Here is an 18,164-nt window from a genome sequence, read left to right on the forward strand (position 1 = left end):
GTCAGACACCTGCCGCAATCTGATCTCGGTGTCTGACACCCTCTGCGAGGCTGCCGCGAGTTGACGATCGTCTCGCCAGGGTGTCAGACACCTGCCGCAAGCCGCCGATTGCTATTTGGGTGGCAGCGAGCCCGCCGGGTCGACCGCCTGGCCGTCGTAGCGTAATTCGAAATACAGGCCGACCTGCTTGCTGTCGCTGTTGCCCATTTCGGCGATCTTCTGGCCTTGCGACACGCGCTGGCCTTCCTTGACCAAGAGCTTGCTGTTGTGCGCGTAGATGCTAAGGAAGCTGGCGTTGTGCTTGACGATGACCAGATGGCCGTAGCCGCGCAGGCCGCTGCCAGAGTAGGCCACCGTGCCGGGCGCGGCCGACACGACGGGCGTGCCTGCGGAATTGCTGATGACGATGCCGTTCGAGTGGGATCCGTCGTAGCCGCGTGTGACCTTGCCTTGCGCGGGCCATACCAGCGAGATCGCGCCCGGTGGCGCGGTGCGCCGCTTGCCGGATGAGGCGGTGGCGCGCGGGGCAGGTTTGGGGTTGGCTTTGGTGCTGGCCTTGCTGGGCGGCGAGGTGCGCGCCTGGCCGGCAGGCGGCTCGACCCGCAGCAGCTGGCCGACTTCGATCGAGTTGGAGTTCGACAGCTTGTTCCACCGGACCAGATTGCTGACGGTCGTGCCTTCCTTGCGCGCAATCTGATAGAGCGTGTCGCCCGATTCGACCCGGTAATAGCCCGGCTGGACCTTGGTCGTTCCGCAGGCGGTCAGCAACACCAGCAGCGCCGCCATCATCGCGCCCAGCCATAGACGGGCATACGGTCCGGCGCGTTCAAGTCCGGCGTGTCCCCGCCTGGCGGGCCGGGAGGCAACGGCCAAAGTCGAAACGGGCGAGGTGCAATCGGACGCTGTCGAACGGGATGAGTTCGAAACGGACAAGGTCGAAACGGACACGTTCGAAACGGACAAGGAAAGCTCTGAAACCTGGGGCACGGGATCGCGTGTCGGAAAGAAGTGCGTTCAAGGGTACCAAGAAATTGGGAACGCTTGGCATAGAATGCCTGCATGCCTTCGTCGACACGCCTCCTGTGCACGCTGCGCGCCCTGCGCGCCGAGGGCGTGCTTTGGCTGGCGATTCTGGCATTGGCGCTGCGGGCACTGGTCCCCGCCGGCTACATGCCGGACACCCGCGCGCTGCATGATGGCCGGCTCGAGGTCACCTTCTGCTCGGCGGCGGGCAACGTGTCGTCGTTCAGCGTGGCGCTGCCGTCCGATGATGGCGGTAAGGCCCCGCACGACAGCGCCAATACTGGCGCGCAATGTCCCTTCGGCCTGCTTGTGCACGTCACGCCCGCCACCGCGCCGTCCATGACGCCGCTGCTGCTGTCGGCCGCCGGACATCCCCCGTTCCCTCCCCCACTGCGCGCCCTGCCCGCGCAGCCCGCCCACGGTCCGCCGCTGGGTTCGCGGGCCCCGCCACCGCTGGCCTGACCTCGTCCAGGATCGCCCCCGCCCCTTACTACTAATTAGTAAGACGCTGCGGACGGCACTTGCCGCACGGCCAGTCCGCGCGGCCGACTCGTCAATCCAGAGGTTTCAATGAATTCCCTTTTCTCGCGCACGCCCGCCGGCGTGACGCGCGCCGCCCCGACGTCGGGCGCTCCCGACCCGCGCCGGCGCCTGCTGCTGTCGACGCTGGCCCTGCTGCCGCTGGCCGGCTGCGGCCCCGAGGTCCCGCCGCTGCACGGCATGGACCTGTCCGGCATGACCACCGGCGATTTCCAGTTGCAGGACACTGACGGCAAGACCCGCAGCCTGGCCGACTACCGCGGGCATCCGGTCATGCTGTTCTTCGGCTTCACCCAATGCCCGGACATCTGCCCGACGGCACTGACCCGGGCGGTCGAAATCAAGACGCTGCTGGGCAAGGACGCCGACAAGCTGCGCGTCCTCTTCATCACTGTCGACCCCGAGCGCGACACGCCCGAAATCCTGCGCGCCTACACCCAGGCCTTCGACCCCGGCTTCGTCGGCCTGCGGGGCACGGCGGAACAGACCCGCGCCGCCGCCCAGGCCTTCAAGGTGTTCTACCAGAAAGTCCCGACCGGCTCGTCCTACACCATGGACCACACCGCGCTGACGTACCTCATCGACGCCGAAGGCAAGCTGCGCGTGGCGCTGCGCCATCAGCAGAGCGCGCAGGAATGCGCGCAAGACCTGCGCACCGTGCTCTGAACCCAGTCAAGGAAACCCTCATGAAAAAGCTTTCGATCAAACCCCTGCCCGCCGTCTTCGCCGTGGCCCTGGCCGGATTCAGCCATTCCGTGCTGGCACAGGACGCCGGCCTGGCCGTGCAGGACGCCTGGGTGCGCGCCACGGTGCCCAACCAACACGCGACCGGCGTGTTCATGCAACTCACATCCAAGGAAGCCGGCCGGCTGGTCGGCGTGGAATCGCAGGCGGCCAAGCACGTGGAAGTGCACGAGATGGCGATGCAGGACAACGTCATGAAGATGCGCCAGGTCGCCGGCGTCGACTTGCCCGCTGGGCAGGCGGTTCAGCTCAAGCCCGGCGGCTACCACGTCATGCTCATCGACCTGGCCAAGCAGATCGTGCCGGGCGACCACGTCGCCCTGACGCTGATCGTGGAGGACGCGGCTCGCAAGCAACGGCGCGTGCCGATCGACGCGGTGGCCCGGCCGCTGAATGCGACCGCCGCGCCGGCCGCCGGTCACGGCCACTGATGGCGGGCGGCAGGCGCTCATCGCGCGCCTGCCGCGTGCCGCGGAGCGCACATATGGGGGACACATTGACCCGCCGCTTGACAGCGCTGCCCTCCGATTCACCATACAATGCCTGCACATCCGACGCCCGCGCCTTCCGGCCCGGGCTGCCGCCGGCCACCGCCGCCGCGCTCCGGATGCCAGCGTTCCGCGCAGCCGGGCGTTCGTAACTGCCGGCAGGCTGGCCGGCGCCTCTGTATCTGGATATGCCCGGTAGTTCCGCCTTTTCCTTCCTGCGTACCCTCTGCAGCCTGCGCTGGCTCGCCATCGCGGGCCAGGCCGCCACCGTCCTCGTCGCGAGCAGCGTGCTGGGCCTGGATCTGCCGCTGGAACCGCTGTGGCTGGGCGTGGGCCTCCTGATCGGCTTCAACGTCTACGCCAGCCTGCGCCTGCGCCATCCGCGCGACCTCTCCCACGCCACCGCCTTCGGCCACCTGTTCATCGACATGGCAGTGCTGGCCTGGATGGTGGGCTGGAGCGGCGGCATCAGCAACCCGTTCGGGACGATGTTCCTGATCCTGACCGCGCTGGCCGCGCTGGCGTTGCCCCGCAACTGGGCGCTCGCAGCGGCGCTGGCCGGCGTGCTTGGTTACGCCGCCGCCGCCATCTTCGGCCAGCCCCTGCGCGGCGACGTAGACCCCCACACCCTGCTGCTGTGGGGCCTGGGCGCCAATTTCCTGATTTCGGTGGTGGTGGTGCTGGTGTTCTCGACCCGGCTGGCCGCCGACATGCGCGCCCGCGAGCGCGAGCTGGCCCGCCTGCGCGAACGCTTCACCCGCAACGAGGGCATCGTCGCCCTGGCGACCCACGCCGCCGCGATGGCGCACGAGCTGAACACGCCGCTCGCCACCATGACGCTCCTGACAGACGAGATTGCCGCCGAGGTCCAGGACGACGAGGACCTGCGCGAAGACGTCACGACCCTCAGCCAGCTTCTGGCCCTGTGCCGGGAACGCATCCGCAATCTGGCGGTCCCAACCGCCGTGGATCTGGTTCGCGTCGTGGGGCAATGGCGCCTGATCCGGCCGACCATCGACCTGCAACGCTCGGGCACGCTGCCCACCAGCCTGCGCGTCGATCCGGCCATTGCCCACCTGCTGCAGGCGTTGCTGAACAACGCCGCGGACGCGGGGGAATCCGCCGACGCGCCCCGCGTGGACCTGCATCTGGAATACGGTTATGGCGCCCTGCGCGGCGAAGTCCGGGACTACGGGCAGGGCTTCGACCCCGACCATGCCGTGCTGCCGGCGACCAGCCTGTTCAACAGCGGCAAGCCGGGAGGGCTGGGCGTGGGCCTGGCCCTGTCGCACGCCACCGTGGAACAGATGGGCGGCGAAATGACCATGACCGCGGCCGAAGGCGGCGGCACCCGCATCCGCTTTTATTTGCCTCTCGGCAACCCCGGGACCTGAATGTGATGAATGCAAACGATCTTGGCCTGCTGATCGACGACGACGAACTCTACGTGCGCACCCTGCAGCGCAGCCTGTCGCGCCGGGGCCTGGAAACCCGAACCGCCACCGGCATCGCCGAGGCGCTGCGCGTGGCCGAGGAAATCCGTCCGGCCTTTGCCCTGGTGGACTTGCGCCTGGGCGAAGATTCGGGCCTGACCCTGATCCGCCCGCTGCGCGCCCTGCGCGAGGACATGCGCATCCTGCTGGTCACCGGCTATGCCAGCGTGGCGACCGCCGTGGAAGCCATCAAGCGCGGCGCCGACGACTACCTGCCCAAGCCAGCCACGGCGCCCATGATCCTGCGCACGCTGGGTCTGGTGAAGCCAGAAACAGTTACGATCGAAACGACCATGACGCCATTGCACCGCCTAGAATGGGAGCACATTCACCAGGCCCTGCACGAGACCGGCGGCAACGTTTCGGCCGCGGCGCGGCTTCTGGGCATGCATCGGCGCTCGCTTCAACGCAAGCTGGCCAAAAAACCGGGGCCGGAACGCGAGGTTCTCCCGGAATGAGTTGTGCGGGGCGACACATCTTTACAACACCCCCATGTGCACGTGCGACATATCGTCGCACCCCCTCCCTCCCCTCGGGGCTTCTGCTCCCCTAGGAAAACCCTGAATCCGCCGCCATTGGGCCGGATTTCTCCCAGGCAATGCGACCTTTCGTCGCAGGCTTGACCCAGATCAAACCGATAGGATGGACGTTGCTGCCTAGCAGCATTCCAGTCTGCTGCTTTGCAGCATTTCCCACCTTCCATCCAAGGCTGTACGTGAAACACCCCCTCCTTGCGACCCTTACGCGCATATTTGGCGTCGGCGCGGTCATGCTGCTTGGCGGCTGCAACATGGAAATCCTCTCCCCCAAGGGAGATATCGGCATCCAGGAAAAGACGTTGCTGCTGACGGCGACCGGGCTCATGCTCCTCGTCGTAATTCCAGTCCTCATCATGATCGTGGCGTTTGCCTGGAAATACCGCGCTTCCAACACCAAAGCTGATTACCAGCCCAAGTGGGCTCACTCCACGGCAATCGAAGTCGTGGTCTGGACCGTCCCTTGTATCATCGTGGCGATTCTTGCCGTGATCACCTGGCGCTCCACGCACGCGCTGGATCCCTACAAGCCGCTCGTGTCCGATCACAAGCCGGTGACCATCGAGGTGGTTTCGCTGGATTGGAAGTGGCTCTTCATCTACCCCGAATACGACATCGCCACGGTCAACGAGATCGCGTTCCCCGTGGACGTTCCGGTCAACTTCCGGATCACGTCGGCCTCGGTCATGAACTCGTTCTTCATTCCCCAGCTCGGCAGCCAGATCTACTCGATGGCCGGCATGGAGACCAAGCTGCACCTGAACGCGCGCGAAATCGGCACCTACGCCGGCATTTCGGCCAACTACAGCGGCGGCGGCTTCTCGGGCATGCGCTTCAAGGCGCACGCCATGTCGCAGGAAGGGTTCGACAACTGGATCAAGGAAGCGAAGGCTGCTCCCACCGCGCTGACCCCCGATGTCTACGCGGAACTGACCAAGCGCAGCGAGCGCAACCCGGTCGTGAAGTATTCGTCGGCGCCGCCCGCCATGTTTGATTTCATTCTGGGCAGCACGATGACCAAGATGGCCGGCGTGGACTCCGCCACGTGCACCTCCACGTCGAATAATCTGATCGCAGGAATCAACTAACAATGCTCGGGAAACTCACCCTCGAGGCCATTCCGTACCATGACCCCATCGTCATGGTTACGCTGGCCGCCGTGTGCCTGGGAGGCCTAGCGGTCTTCGGCGCCATCACCTACTTCAAGAAGTGGCAGTACCTGTGGACGGAGTGGCTCACCTCCGTCGACCACAAGCGCATCGGCGTGATGTACATCATCGTCGCGCTGATCATGCTGCTGCGCGGCTTTGCCGACGCCATCATGATGCGCACGCAGCTTGCCGTCGCGTCCGCGGACTCGGCGGGCTTCCTGCCTCCGCACCACTACGACCAGATCTTCACCGCCCACGGCGTCATCATGATTTTCTTCATGGCGATGCCCTTCATCACCGGGCTGATGAACATCGTCGTGCCGCTGCAGATCGGCGCCCGCGACGTGGCGTACCCGTTCCTGAACTCGTTGAGCTTCTGGCTGTTCGCCGCTGGCGTCGTGCTGATGATGCTGTCGCTGTTCGTGGGCGAATTCGCCGCGACCGGCTGGCTCGCGTATCCGCCGCTGTCCGGGCTGGACTACAGTCCAAGCGTGGGGGTGGATTACTACCTCTGGGCGCTGCAGATCTCCGGGCTAGGGACAACGCTTAGCGGCATCAACTTCATCGTCACCATCCTGCGCATGCGCGCACCGGGCATGACCCTGATGAAGATGCCGATCTTCACGTGGACCTCGCTGGTCACCAACGTCCTGATCGTCGCCGCCTTCCCCGTGCTGGCTGCGACCCTGGCGCTGCTGACGATGGACCGCTACCTGGGCACGCACTTCTTCACGAACGATGGTGGCGGCAACGTCATGATGTACGTGAACCTGATCTGGATCTGGGGTCACCCCGAGGTCTACATTCTGGTGCTCCCGGCGTTCGGCGTGTATTCGGAAATCGTTGCCACGTTCGCCCGCAAGACGCTGTTCGGCTACAAGTCCATGGTTTACGCCACGGCCGCCATCGGCGTGCTGTCGTTCCTGGTCTGGCTGCACCACTTCTTCACCATGGGCGCGGGGGCCAACGTCAATGCCTTCTTTGGCATAGCGACAATGATCATCTCGATCCCGACCGGGGCCAAGATCTTCAACTGGCTGTTCACCATCTACCGCGGCCGCCTGCGCATCACGACGCCGGTGCTGTGGACGCTGGGCTTCATGATCGTGTTCGTCATCGGCGGCATGACCGGCGTGATGCTGGCCATCCCCGGCGTGTCCTTCGTGCTGCACAACAGCCTGTTCCTGATCGCGCACTTCCACAACACCATCATTGGTGGCGTGGTGTTCGGCTGCATCGCCGGCATGATCTACTGGTTCCCGAAGGCGTTCGGCTTCACGCTGAACGAGCGTCTGGGCCGTTACTCGTTCTACTGCTGGTTCGTCGGTTTCTTCATGGCCTTCATGCCCCTGTACATCCTGGGCTTCAAGGGCATGACGCGTCGCCTGAACCACTACGACAACCCCGAATGGCAGCCTTACCTGCTGGTCGCGCTGGCTGGCGCCGCGCTGATCATGCTGGGCATCTTCTTCCTGCTGCAGCAAGTGTTTGTCTCCGTGCGTCAGCGCAAGCAGAACCAGGACGTCACCGGCGATCCGTGGGATGGCCGCACGCTGGAATGGTCGATCTCCTCGCCCGCGCCTTTCTACAACTTTGCCCACGTTCCTCACGTCGATGAACTGGACCAGTTCTGGGAAGACAAGCAAAGCGGCAAGGCGTACAAGCGCCCGGCCAAGTACGAAGACATCCACATGCCGAAGAACACCGCCGCCGGTGTCTGGATTGGCGCCTTTGGCCTGGTCATGTGCTTTGCGCTGATCTGGCACATCTGGTGGCTGTCGATCGCCGGCCTCGTGGGCATGATCGGTTCGTTCATCGTTCGCGCCTATGACCGCGACGTCGACTACTGGGTCCCGGCCGCGGAAGTCGAACGCATCGAAAACGCTCACTTTGACAAAATGCAGAAGGCCGCCTGAGCCATGATTCAAGCCGTAGCCACTCACCCCCACGCGGGTCACGACGATCACGCGCATCACGACGATGGATCCAAGACCGTTTTCGGTTTCTGGGTCTATCTGATGAGCGACTTGCTGATCTTTTCGGTGCTGTTCGCCACGTTCGCGGTGTTGTCCAACGCCACCGCGGGCGGTCCGTCCGGCAAGGAACTGTTCGACCTGAACTTCGTCCTGGTCGAAACGCTGTTGCTGCTGGTGTCCAGCTTCACCTTCGGCATGGCCAACCTGAACGTGCACGCCAACAACAAGAGCCGTGCCATGGGCTGGTTGATGGTCACGTTCCTGTTCGGCGCGGGCTTCATCGCGATGGAAATCTATGAATTCCATCACCTGATCAGCATCGGCGCCGACCCGGGCCGCAGCGCCTACCTGTCCGCGTTCTTCACGCTGATCGGTACGCACGGCCTGCACGTGACCTTTGGCCTGATCTGGATCATCGTCATGCTCGACATGATCCGGCGTCATGGCCTGGACTCGATCAACAAGCGTCGTCTGGCGTGCCTGAGCCTGTTCTGGCACTTCCTGGACATCGTCTGGATCTGCGTCTTCACCTTTGTCTATCTTCTGGGAGCCCTCTGATGTCGCACTCCGCTGCGGCCGCACACGGCCACGACGATCACGCCGCCGACCATGGCAGCCTGAAGTCCTACATCATCGGTTTCGTGCTCTCGCTGCTGCTCACCTTCGGCTCGTTCGGCCTGGTGATGCACGGCGCGCTGTCCCACAACGCCACGATCATTGGCGTGGTGGCACTGTGCATCCTCCAGCTGCTGGTTCAGCTGGTGTACTTCCTGCACATGGGCGCATCGAAGTCGTCCCGCGACAACCTGGCCACGTTCGTCTTCACCGTGATGATCATCTTCATCATCGTCGGTGGTTCGGCCTGGGTGCTGTACAACATGAACGTCAACATGGGCCACGCCATGTAATGACGGCTTGCCGATCCGGCAAGTAAAAACAGGCACCTTCGGGTGCCTGTTTTTTTTGGGGGAGCCGGATCAGCGCGGCGAAGCGGGCGGCGCCAGGTCCACCTCGGCGCGCCGTGCCAGTTCGGTGGCCGTCACACCCACGAACGGCTGCACGCGCGACGTCTGGTTCAGATCGCATCCGGCCGGGCCGGCAGCCGCATCGAGCACCTGCTTGATCGCACGTCCGCCCATCGGGCTGACCGGACCATTGTTGCCAAGCTGCCAGGCCAGCACGTCCGCCACCGCCATGCCGCAACGGGCCGGCGTCTTCGGCGTGCCGCCATGTTCGAGCAGCAGCCGCACCTTGTTGTCCATGCCCAGGTTCAGCATCGTCACCAGCGGCAGCACGTCCGCCGCCGCGACGCCCTCGATCCGCATGTCGGAATCGCTCCGGTCGGTCGGGTCCGCGCCCGCCTTCAGCCAGGCCTCGTACAGATCATCGGGCAGCCACGGCAGGCTGAGCGGCGCGATCCGGTTGCGCAGCGGTCCCGCCGTGCCGGCCGGCGCGGCCAGCGGCACCCCCGCGGCCACCAGCCGGTCCGCAGTGGCGCGCAGCCGCGCGCGTTGGCCGTCCCACGCCGCGCTGTTGCCGTCGGCCGCCGCGCGTTTCTCCATGTGATTCCACGTAGACAGCAGACTGGACAACGGCTCTGTCGAAAGCGGCGCCTGCGGGGGCTTGGCGGCCTGCACCAGCTGATCGATCAGGCCGGGTTGCAGATAGCGGACCGCCAGCGACAGTCCTTCGTTCAGCCCGTTGCGGTCCGGCGCTTCCTTGCTGGCGCCGTAGCCGCCGACTGCGGGATCGGCGCCATGGGCCAGCGCAAACGTCACGCGCTCGGGCACCGCATAGGCCGCCGTCGGCGTCAGATCGCCGCTCGGCGATTCGCGCAGGGCCTCGAGCAGCGGCGTTTCCCACATGGGGCTGTTGCCGTAATACATGCGGGTGTAGGCGGCATTGATGTCCGCGCCGCGCGCGAGCAGCTTTTCGGCAAACCAGAAATTCTTGGGCGTTTGCAGCGCCGCGTGCAGCGGCGTGCGCCCGTTCTTTTCGCGCGCGTTGGGATTGGCGCCCTTCTCCAGCAGGTAGACCAGGTTGTCGCGGTTTTCGCTGTAGTAGGAGATCCGGCGCATCAGTAGCGGCGTGCCGTTCGAATCCAGCGCATCCACCGGCGCGCCCGCGGCGATCAGGATGTCGGCCAGCGCATAGCGCTCCGCGGCTGGGCGGGTGTCCTTGACGTCCGGCAACGCGCTGGCGACCAGCGAGAACCCGTTGTCGGGGCCATCCGCCTTGGCGCCCGCGTTCAGCAGCACGCGCACCATTTCAAGTTGCTTGCGCGACACGGCCACGGCGAGTGCGGACCTGCCGTATTCGTTCACGCCGTTCGGATCCTGTCCGCCCGCGAGCTGGGCCCGCACCGCGTCCAGATCGCTCGCCTGGATCGCCTGAAAGATGGCCAGGCGCGGACGGCAGACCTGCGCATCCAGCGCGGAGACTTCCAGCGCCGCGCCGATGCGCGACGCGATGTTGGCCGGAATGGTGTCCTCGGCGGCAAGGCGTTTTGTGCAATACAGCCGGTAGTCCTCGCGCGCCAGCGCCTCGTAATAGGCCCGCTGCTCACGCGATTTCTCGCGCTGTTTCCAGCGGGCGTCGGCGCGGTTCAGATAGGCGGCGGTGCGCGACGGATCGCGCCGCAGCACGTCGGTCAGGATGCGTTCCGCCTGCGCCGTGTCGCCCGATTCGGCCAGCCAGAAGCCGTAATCGTTCAAGGCGGTCAGCATCTCGGCGTCCTTGCCGCCCGGATCGATCTCGCGATAATCCTGCGCCATGACGAAACGGCGCAGATCGGCCAGCGCACGGTCGAACTCCGCGGTCTTGGCGCGCGGAATCGCCCGCGCCACTTGATGCAACGTGCGGAAGGTGGCCGTCACGTCTGGCGCGGTCTGGTGTTCAAAACGCACCTGCGCGGGAAACGCGTTCAGCCGCGCGGGATAGTCGCGCAGCGCGGTCTGCAACGTCGCCAGCGCCTGCGCCCGGCGTGCCTCGTCCCACGGCCGGCCGCTCGTGACCACGGCAAGCTGCGTGTCGGCATTGACCGAAGCGGCCTCGCCTTTGTCGTCCACCAGGAAACCCGTGGCCTTGCCGGTGCTGGCGGCGCGATCGGCATAACCGACCCAGTAGAAGGCCTCGCCCGTGCGGGGGGACCGGACGGCCACGTTGTCCTCGCGCGACGCCTTCCAGCCTTCCGGGTCGATCACCAGCGGCTGCGAACGGAAATCCAGCTTGAATTCCTTGGCCCCCTCGCGCACGTACCGGTACAGGTACAGCCGGTTTTCCATCTGCCCGACGAGGACGGCGTCCTTGACGTTTTCGGTGCCCCAGACCCGGCGCTCAGGTTCGCGCAGCGGATAGCGGGAAAGACGGATCGAGTCGATCACCGCCCCGACGTCGAAGGCCAGTGCGGGCGGTGGCGAAGCCGCCATGGCGGCCAGCGCCAGCGCGACGGCGCCGAACAGACGGGTGACAGCGGGGCGATAACGGCGCGGCATAACTTGGGAAATCAGGCAATGGGAAGGACGCCGATGATACCTGTCCCCGCTAAACACCCTGGGGTATGTCCCAACGCAGATTCCTGGCATATGGCAGAAACGCGCCGATTTTTCGTTATATATTCGCCCCTACACTGTTTAGTTAACAGCTTAATAAAACCGTTACCGCATTAAGAATCATGATGGACGCCGTGCCCGTGCCGCCCTTTATTTCCGACGCCAGCATTATTGATCGGGCCCAGCGGTTTGCGCATGCCTTGCTGCGTCACGCACCGCCCGTTCATCCCGACGCCGGCTTTTTCGCGGCCGTCATCGGCACCAGCATCGCCCACAACGACCTCGCGCGCAGCGGCTTGTCGCCGGCAGAACTGCACGACTTGCTCGACTATCTGTTCCCGGGCGCCCTGACCGGCTTCGACACATCCTTGTCCGCGCTGCGCGAGCAATATGCCGCCTACGTCGGCACGGGCACGATCGATCCACAGCCCGGCTTCACGCTGTTGATGCGCGTCCTGCTCGACGCCTACAGCGCACCAGGCCCCGACACCACCCCATGGGTCAGCAGCATCCTCGCGCTCGCGTGCCTGCGGCCCGACCACCTGTGGCGCGATCTGGGCCTATCAGGACGCGAAGACGTCACCGTGCTGCTCGCGCGTCACTATCCGGGGCTGGTGAGCCGCAACGTGGACAACGTGCGCTGGAAGAAATTCCTGGCGCAATCCGCGTGCGAACACGCAGACCTGCCCGCCGCCGCCGCACCGGGATGCAGCGATTGCGAGGACCACGCGTTCTGCTACCCCGCCGCCGCGTAGGGCGCGTTAAACGCCCCTTTCAGAACCGGTAAGTCGCCCCCACACCCACGCCCGCATTCCGTCCCGGTGCCGGTTCGTAATAACGCCCATTGCCTTCGTTGACGATGACCGAGCCCGCATAGTCGCGATCAAACAGGTTGTCGACGCGGGCGTAGGCGTTCAATTCCCATGGCCCCGCGCGCTTGATGTAGCCGATGCTGGCGGCCGCCACGAAATAGGCGGGCGCGTCGCCGTTGTTGGCATCGTTGACGTAGATCTTGCTCAGATAACGGCCTTCCACCCCCGCCTGCCAACCTTCGGGCGGCGCCCAGGCCAGAGACGCGTAGGCCGCCTGGCGGGCAATGCCGGGGATCTTGTTGCCCGCGCGGATATCGCCGCTGCCATCGTCGGCGTAGCGCGCGTTGAGCAGCGTGTAGGCAACCTGCGTGCGCCAATGCCGCGCGAATTCGCCGGACCAGCTCAGCTCCAGGCCATCGCGGCGGGTGCGGCCGGCGTTCTGGTAGCTGGTGCGCCCGCCCAGGCTGCCCGCAGATACGATCTCGTCGTCGGTGCGGGTGCTGAACACCGCGGCCGTCAAGAGGCCGCCCGCCATCCGCGCCTTGACGCCGGCCTCGACGTTGGTGCTGACCGAGGGCATCAAGCCGAAGTTCAAGCCCGGCTCACCGCCGGGCCGGTACGAGATCTCGTTCAGGGTTGGCGTCTCGAACCCGCGTCCGTATGAGGTGTAGACGCTGACATCGTCGTTGACGGCATAGCGCAGCGCAGCCACGGGCAAGGCTTTGCGATAGCGCGCGCCGCCGCTGTCGTCGGTGTTGCCGGCGGTGATGTAGTGGTCGTCGGAGTCGAAGCGGACGGTGCTGTAACGCAGGCCGGCGTCCAGCGTCCAGCGATCGGCAAAGTTCCAGGAGGCTTGCGCGTAGGGATCGGCGTTGTACACGCGATTGGTTTCGTCCCGCCGCAGCGCGCCTTTCACACCCAGTTGCCGGCTTGCGCCAGAACCGATGAAATTCTCAAAGCCCTTGCGGTCTTCCTGCATGGTGTCGTACGAGAAGCCGCCGATCACGGTCAACGCGCGGCCCGCCAGGGTCAACTCCGAGGTCCAGCGCACGTCCGCCCCGCCGTACTGACGCTTCAAATCAATTACGCCGCCGGCTTGCGTGGGCGGAATCTGCACGGCGGGCGGGATCGATTGATACTGCGTCGTGTCGCGCTGGCCGTAATAAACCATCACGCGCAGCGCGTTGCGGCCGTCGACCTGGTGATCGAACACCAGCCCGCCCTGCGCCTGCTTGACCGTCTTGCGGGTGTTGTACTGCTCGGCCAGCGGCGCGCTGCGCGGGTCGTCCTGGAACTGCTGGTAGGTCAGGCCCAATGGATCCTGCGCCTTCAGGTCGACGCTGTTGACGACGAGTGTCAGGCGGCTGTCGTCGTTCAGTTGCAGGCCCAGCTTGGCGTTGCCCAGATTCTTGCGCGCGGCGCTGTGGTCGCGATAGCCGTCGGTGGTGAAACGCGAGAGGTCCAGCACGTAATCGAGCTGACCCGCGCCCGTACCCGTGACGCCGCTTGCCTGGGCCCCATAGCGCCACGTGCCGTAGCTGCCGCCCCAGCCGCTGGCAGTGATTTCAGGCGGATTCGCGCCGTCCTGCGTGAACACCTGGATGACGCCGCCAGAGGAGTTGCCGTACAGGGCGGAGAACGGTCCGCGCAGCACCTCGACGCGGTCGATGGAGCCGATGTCGATATTGGAGGTCTGCCCCTGGCCATCGGGCATCGTTGCAGGAATGCCGTCCACATACAGGCGCACGCCGCGCACGCCGAACGTGGACCGCGCACCGAAGCCGCGGCTGGAGATCTGCAGATCCTGCGCGTAGTTCTGGCGGTTCTGGATCTGCAGGCCAGGCACGCTGGCCAGCCCTTCGGACAGGTTGATGCCTGGCTGCTGCCACCGCATGGTGCGGCCCTGGACGACATCGACGGATGCCGGCGTGTCCAGCACGGCGGTGCCCAGCCGCGTGCCGGTCACCACCACCGGGGCCAGCGTGTCGGCTTGCGCCAGCGCGGTGGCAGCCGGTGCAAGCGCCAGGATCGTGCTTGCCGTCCACCGCCACGTTCCGCTGCCCCGCCATTGCCGCTGTACCAAACTTCTCTCCTGTGCTTGGGCGGGAATGGGTTCTAATACCCGCCATGGAAAATACGCAAGACATCGAACGCCGGCTGATGGACCTGGAGGTCAAAGCCAGCTTCTCGGATGATCTTCTGGAGCAGTTGAACCAGATCATCGTCCGCCAACAACAGCAGATCGACCGGCTCATGCGCGAGGTCGCTGACCTGCGCCAGCAGGCGCCCGAGGGGGCAGCCCCCTTTCGCAGCCTGCGCGACGAACTGCCGCCGCACTACTGACCGCTAATAGTGATAGCGCAGCAGCCTGGTCATACTACCCAACGGCTCGACCCGGCGCATCAGCCATAACGCCGCCTGCGCCGGCAGCGAATACCGTGCCCGCTGCGCGGCGTCGTCCGTTTCATACCCGCCGCGCACCGCGCGCAGCCGCAAGGCGGGCACCTGCGCCTCCAGATCCTGCGGGCGCCTCAGGCTCCAGCGCGTGACGGCGCCCGTCGATTGGATCATGCGGTTGTGCGCCACCCAGCTCAAGCCCAGGCGGTTGTAGGCGTCAAAGACGACCTCGCCGGACGGAAACCGCGCCGTCACCGCGCGCAGCAAGGTCAGCAGCGCGTCTTCGGGCAGATAAAGAAAAAGCCCTTCGGCCACGACCAGCGTCGGCTTGCCCGCCGGGATTCGCGCCAGCCAGTCCAGGTCCGTGACGGGCGTGCCCACCAGCGTGCAGCCTGGCCGCGGCGGATACAGCTTGCTGCGCAGTTCGATGACCTCGGGATAGTCGACCTCGTACCAGCCGATGCCCGGTGGCGGATCCACCCGCTGCACGCGGGTGTCCAGCCCGCAGCCCAGATGCAGCACGGTTGCCTCGCCGTGCGCGGCGATGAATTCGCGGGCCCAGCCATCCAGCGTGTGGGCGCGCATCGCCAGACCGACCATTTCGTCGCGGCGCATGCGCAGGCGGGAAAAATCGTAATCGATGCGGGCGACGGCATCGGCGGCGTGATGGTCCTGCAGCACGGAATTGGGCAGCCGACTTTCTCGCGCCTTGGCGTACAGCGTGATGAGAAGCGTGGCCTTTTCTCGGGTGAGGTCGATTTTTTCCATGCACAGTCCTGTCGGTCCACCCCGCTTCGGCATTCCAAAAATGGTGACTCAATAGAAATTTAAGCCGCATTTTCCCATTGATGGAATTATCTTTTACCGATATCCGGGTTTATCCGCATTCTAGATCGGCGCAAGATTCAAGCCATCGGGAAACAGCAACGAACCACGACGGAAAGGCCGCCGGATTCGCTCCCAGGCTCTAGAAATCGGAGGTTTACCATGAAGACCCTTGCTACCGCTTTGATGTTCTCGCTGACTGCACTGAGCGCCGGCGCCTACGCCTCGCCCAACATCGAACCCAACAACGTGCCCTTCCAGGGCGTCTACGGCACGCCGTACGAAGGCCCCACCCGCGCTCAGGTGCAGGCCGAACTTGCTGCCGCGAAGGCCGCCGCCAAGGCTGCCGGCATCAACACCAACGCCGAACCGAACAACACGCCGTTCCAAGGGGTTTATGGCACGCCGCACACCGGCAAGACCCGCGCCGACGTGAAGGCCGAACTGGCCGCCGCGAAGGCCGCCGGCCAGGTGTCGAACGTGGAACCGAATGACATGCCGTTCGCCGGCGTTTATCACGGCAACTGAAACGGAAACTGAAACGGCAACGGGGCCCGCAACGTATAGGGCAGCCCGGCCGCGCGACGATTTACCCTCCCCTTGTTGTAGCTTGGCCGCCCGATGGGCGGCCTTTTTTTGGCGTACTATCGGCTCAGATTCACGGTGCAGACTCGCTTACCGCCTCATTGGCTGTTCACATCAGGAGCCCATCTTGAAATACCCCCGCGTTCTTGCCGCAGTGCTTCTGTCCGCCGGCATGGTCTCGGCGGCGGTCGCCGCCCCGGCCGTCATGCTCAACGACGCCCTCATCACGCAAATCTTGCCGGCAGACCGCGCCTCGTTTCACGAGGCCGTGGCCCAGGCGCTGAACAGCTCGGCCGACGGCCAGAGCACAGAATGGAAAAGCACGCACCAGCGCAAGAAGGCCGCGCCGATCACGGTGCAGTTGACGCCCAAGCAAACCACCAAAGCTGGCAATGACCGTGTCTGCCGCTTTTTGGTCGGCAATTTCGCGCGGACCACCACGACGGAAACCTGGCAGTTCTGGTTCTGCAAGCAACCGGACGGCACCTGGAAGGCCAGCGCGAACTAAGCCTGGCCGCTCACTCCCAAAAAAATGCGCGCCGGCTCCGTGAGGAGCGGCGCGCATTGTCTTGTCCGCGCGGTTCGCGCGGCAGGCTGGAGGGCGCTCAGGCGCCTTCGATGCGGTTGGCGTCGAGCACCGTCATGGCCGTCATGTTGATGATGCGGCGCACGGTGGAGCTGTTGGTCAGGATGTGCACGGGGGCATTGGCGCCCAGCAGGAACGGACCCACCGCGACGTTGCAGCAGGTTGTAGGCGATGTTGCCCGAGTCGACGTTCGGGCACACCAGCAGGTTGGCTTCGCCCTTGAGCGTGGACGACGGCAGGATGCGCATGCGCAGGCCCTCGTCCAGCGCGCAGTCGCCGTGCATTTCACCGTCGATTTCTAGGTCCGGGGCCGCTTCGCGCACCAGCTCCAGCGCGCGGCGCATCTTCTCGCCCGAGGCCGAGCTGCCCGAGCCGAAGTTGCTGCGCGACAACAGCGCGACCTTGGGCGCCAGATTCATGCGCGCCATTTCCTGCGCGGCCATGATGGTGAATTCAGCGATCTGCTCGGCGGTGGGCTCGTCGTTCACGTGCGTGTCGACCAGCACCACCGTGCGCTCGTCGAGCAGCAGGATGTTCATGGCCGCATACACGTTGTGACCCGGACGGCGGCCGATGACCTCGTCCACGAAACGCAGGTGATCGTGGTAGGCGCCGACCGTGCCGCAGACCATGCCGTCGGCATCGCCCAGGTGCACCATCATCGCGCCGATCAGCGTCAGGCGGCGGCGCATTTCCACGCGCGCCATTTCCTTGGTGATGCCACGGCGGCTCATCAGCTCCCAATACGTCGTCCAGTATTGGTGGAAGCGCTCGTCGTATTCGGGGTTGGTGACTTCGACGTCTTCGCCCAGACGCAGGCGCAGGCCGAATTTCTCGATGCGCGACAGCAGCACGGCGGGACGGCCCACCAGGATCGGACGGGCCAGGCCTTCGTCGACGATCACCTGCACCGCACGCAGCACGCGTTCGTCTTCGCCTTCGGTAAAGACGATGCGCGCCTTGCCGCCCGAACGCACGATCCGCTTGGCCGCCGAGAACAGCGGCTTCATGAACGCGCCCGAGTGGTACACRAACTGCTGCAGTTGCTCTTCGTACGCTTCCAGGTCCGCCAGCGGACGCGTGGCGACGCCACCTTCCATTGCAGCCTTGGCCACGGCCGGCGCGATGCGCTCCAGGTCCGCCAGCGGACGCGTGGCGACGCCACCTTCCATTGCAGCCTTGGCCACGGCCGGCGCGATGCGCACGATGAGGCGCGGATCGAACGGCTTGGGGATCAGGTACTCGGGACCGAACGAAATGTCATAGGTGCCGTAGGCGGCGGCCACGACTTCGTTCTGCTCTTCTTCGGCCAGATCGGCGATGGCATGCACCGCCGCCATTTCCATTTCGCGCGTGATGGTCGTGGCGCCCACGTCCAGCGCGCCGCGGAAGATGTACGGGAAGCACAGCACGTTGTTGACCTGGTTCGGATAGTCCGAACGGCCCGTGGCCATCAC

General features: G+C 65.3%; 17 protein-coding genes and 2 pseudogenes. 13 read left to right on the forward strand and 6 right to left on the reverse strand.

The annotated features are described in order from the left end of the window. Positions 1 to 111: 111 nt before the first annotated feature. Positions 112 to 789, reverse strand: a complete 678-nt coding sequence (locus tag ASD71_RS00005) for a peptidoglycan DD-metalloendopeptidase family protein (RefSeq protein ID WP_056558219.1) — start codon at positions 787 to 789, stop codon at positions 112 to 114. Between the two features lie 270 nt (positions 790 to 1,059). On the opposite strand from ASD71_RS00005, the gene ASD71_RS00010 reads away from it, so the two are divergent. From ASD71_RS00010 to cyoD, 9 genes are all read left to right on the forward strand, one after another. Then, positions 1,060 to 1,485, forward strand: coding sequence for a DUF2946 family protein (locus ASD71_RS00010; RefSeq protein ID WP_056558222.1), 426 nt, complete (start codon positions 1,060 to 1,062; stop codon positions 1,483 to 1,485). A gap of 108 nt (positions 1,486 to 1,593) precedes the next feature. Continuing rightward, positions 1,594 to 2,229 (forward strand): SCO family protein, encoded by a 636-nt coding sequence (locus tag ASD71_RS00015; protein ID WP_056558226.1) that lies wholly within the window; start codon positions 1,594 to 1,596, stop codon positions 2,227 to 2,229. A gap of 20 nt (positions 2,230 to 2,249) precedes the next feature. Then, positions 2,250 to 2,738, forward strand: coding sequence for a copper chaperone PCu(A)C (locus ASD71_RS00020; protein WP_056558229.1), 489 nt, complete (start codon positions 2,250 to 2,252; stop codon positions 2,736 to 2,738). A gap of 245 nt (positions 2,739 to 2,983) precedes the next feature. Further along, entirely contained in the window at positions 2,984 to 4,189 is a 1,206-nt protein-coding gene (locus tag ASD71_RS00025; protein ID WP_056558232.1) for an ATP-binding protein, read from the forward strand. Positions 4,190 to 4,194: 5 nt separating this feature from the next. Continuing rightward, the gene (locus ASD71_RS00030) at positions 4,195 to 4,746 is read left to right on the forward strand and encodes a response regulator transcription factor (protein ID WP_056558235.1); all 552 of its coding nucleotides are present in this window, start codon (positions 4,195 to 4,197) and stop codon (positions 4,744 to 4,746) included. A gap of 257 nt (positions 4,747 to 5,003) precedes the next feature. After that, positions 5,004 to 5,912 carry a ubiquinol oxidase subunit II gene (cyoA, locus tag ASD71_RS00035; protein ID WP_056558238.1) on the forward strand — a complete coding sequence of 303 codons (909 nt, stop codon included), beginning with the start codon at positions 5,004 to 5,006 and terminating at the stop codon, positions 5,910 to 5,912. Between the two features lie 2 nt (positions 5,913 to 5,914). Beyond that, a complete protein-coding gene (gene cyoB, locus ASD71_RS00040; RefSeq protein ID WP_056558240.1) occupies positions 5,915 to 7,891 on the forward strand; it encodes a cytochrome o ubiquinol oxidase subunit I in 1,977 nt (658 codons plus the stop codon). Between the two features lie 3 nt (positions 7,892 to 7,894). After that, entirely contained in the window at positions 7,895 to 8,509 is a 615-nt protein-coding gene (cyoC, locus tag ASD71_RS00045; protein WP_056558243.1) for a cytochrome o ubiquinol oxidase subunit III, read from the forward strand. Next, positions 8,509 to 8,859 (forward strand): cytochrome o ubiquinol oxidase subunit IV, encoded by a 351-nt coding sequence (gene cyoD / locus ASD71_RS00050; protein WP_056558246.1) that lies wholly within the window; start codon positions 8,509 to 8,511, stop codon positions 8,857 to 8,859. Before cyoC ends, cyoD begins: the two co-directional genes overlap by 1 nt. A 69-nt stretch (positions 8,860 to 8,928) precedes the next feature. On the opposite strand, the gene ASD71_RS00055 is transcribed toward cyoD, so the two are convergent. Next, entirely contained in the window at positions 8,929 to 11,445 is a 2,517-nt protein-coding gene (locus tag ASD71_RS00055) for an ankyrin repeat domain-containing protein (protein WP_056558249.1), read from the reverse strand. 179 nt (positions 11,446 to 11,624) lie between these two features. Here ASD71_RS00055 and ASD71_RS00060 point away from each other — a divergent pair, with 179 nt between their 5' ends. After that, the gene (locus ASD71_RS00060; protein ID WP_369818895.1) at positions 11,625 to 12,257 is read left to right on the forward strand and encodes a nitrogen fixation protein NifQ; all 633 of its coding nucleotides are present in this window, start codon (positions 11,625 to 11,627) and stop codon (positions 12,255 to 12,257) included. 19 nt (positions 12,258 to 12,276) lie between these two features. Here the strand turns inward: ASD71_RS00060 and ASD71_RS00065 are convergent, their stop codons facing one another. Next, positions 12,277 to 14,343 carry a TonB-dependent receptor gene (locus tag ASD71_RS00065; RefSeq protein ID WP_056566146.1) on the reverse strand — a complete coding sequence of 689 codons (2,067 nt, stop codon included), beginning with the start codon at positions 14,341 to 14,343 and terminating at the stop codon, positions 12,277 to 12,279. 98 nt (positions 14,344 to 14,441) lie between these two features. Here ASD71_RS00065 and ASD71_RS00070 point away from each other — a divergent pair, with 98 nt between their 5' ends. Further along, positions 14,442 to 14,657 carry a SlyX family protein gene (locus ASD71_RS00070; protein WP_056558252.1) on the forward strand — a complete coding sequence of 72 codons (216 nt, stop codon included), beginning with the start codon at positions 14,442 to 14,444 and terminating at the stop codon, positions 14,655 to 14,657. Positions 14,658 to 14,660: 3 nt separating this feature from the next. Here ASD71_RS00070 and ASD71_RS00075 read toward each other — a convergent pair whose 3' ends face one another. Beyond that, the gene (locus ASD71_RS00075) at positions 14,661 to 15,479 is read right to left on the reverse strand and encodes a class I SAM-dependent methyltransferase (RefSeq protein ID WP_056558255.1); all 819 of its coding nucleotides are present in this window, start codon (positions 15,477 to 15,479) and stop codon (positions 14,661 to 14,663) included. A 219-nt stretch (positions 15,480 to 15,698) separates the two neighbouring features. Here ASD71_RS00075 and ASD71_RS00080 point away from each other — a divergent pair, with 219 nt between their 5' ends. Then, on the forward strand, positions 15,699 to 16,064 hold the full coding sequence (locus ASD71_RS00080; protein WP_056558259.1) for a DUF4148 domain-containing protein: 366 nt from the start codon (positions 15,699 to 15,701) through the stop codon (positions 16,062 to 16,064). 184 nt (positions 16,065 to 16,248) lie between these two features. Next, complete coding sequence (locus ASD71_RS00085) at positions 16,249 to 16,629, forward strand: hypothetical protein (protein WP_056558262.1); 381 nt, start codon at positions 16,249 to 16,251, stop codon at positions 16,627 to 16,629. A 97-nt stretch (positions 16,630 to 16,726) separates the two neighbouring features. On the opposite strand, the pseudogene ASD71_RS00090 reads toward ASD71_RS00085, so the two are convergent. Then, positions 16,727 to 17,807: pseudogene (locus ASD71_RS00090) on the reverse strand (phosphate acyltransferase). Between the two features lie 35 nt (positions 17,808 to 17,842). Next, positions 17,843 to 18,164: pseudogene (locus tag ASD71_RS28545) on the reverse strand (malic enzyme-like NAD(P)-binding protein); the annotation flags it as partial.

The organism is Achromobacter sp. Root565, assembly GCF_001427425.1.
In the GTDB taxonomy this organism is placed as follows: Bacteria; Pseudomonadota; Gammaproteobacteria; order Burkholderiales; family Burkholderiaceae_B; genus Achromobacter; species Achromobacter spanius_D.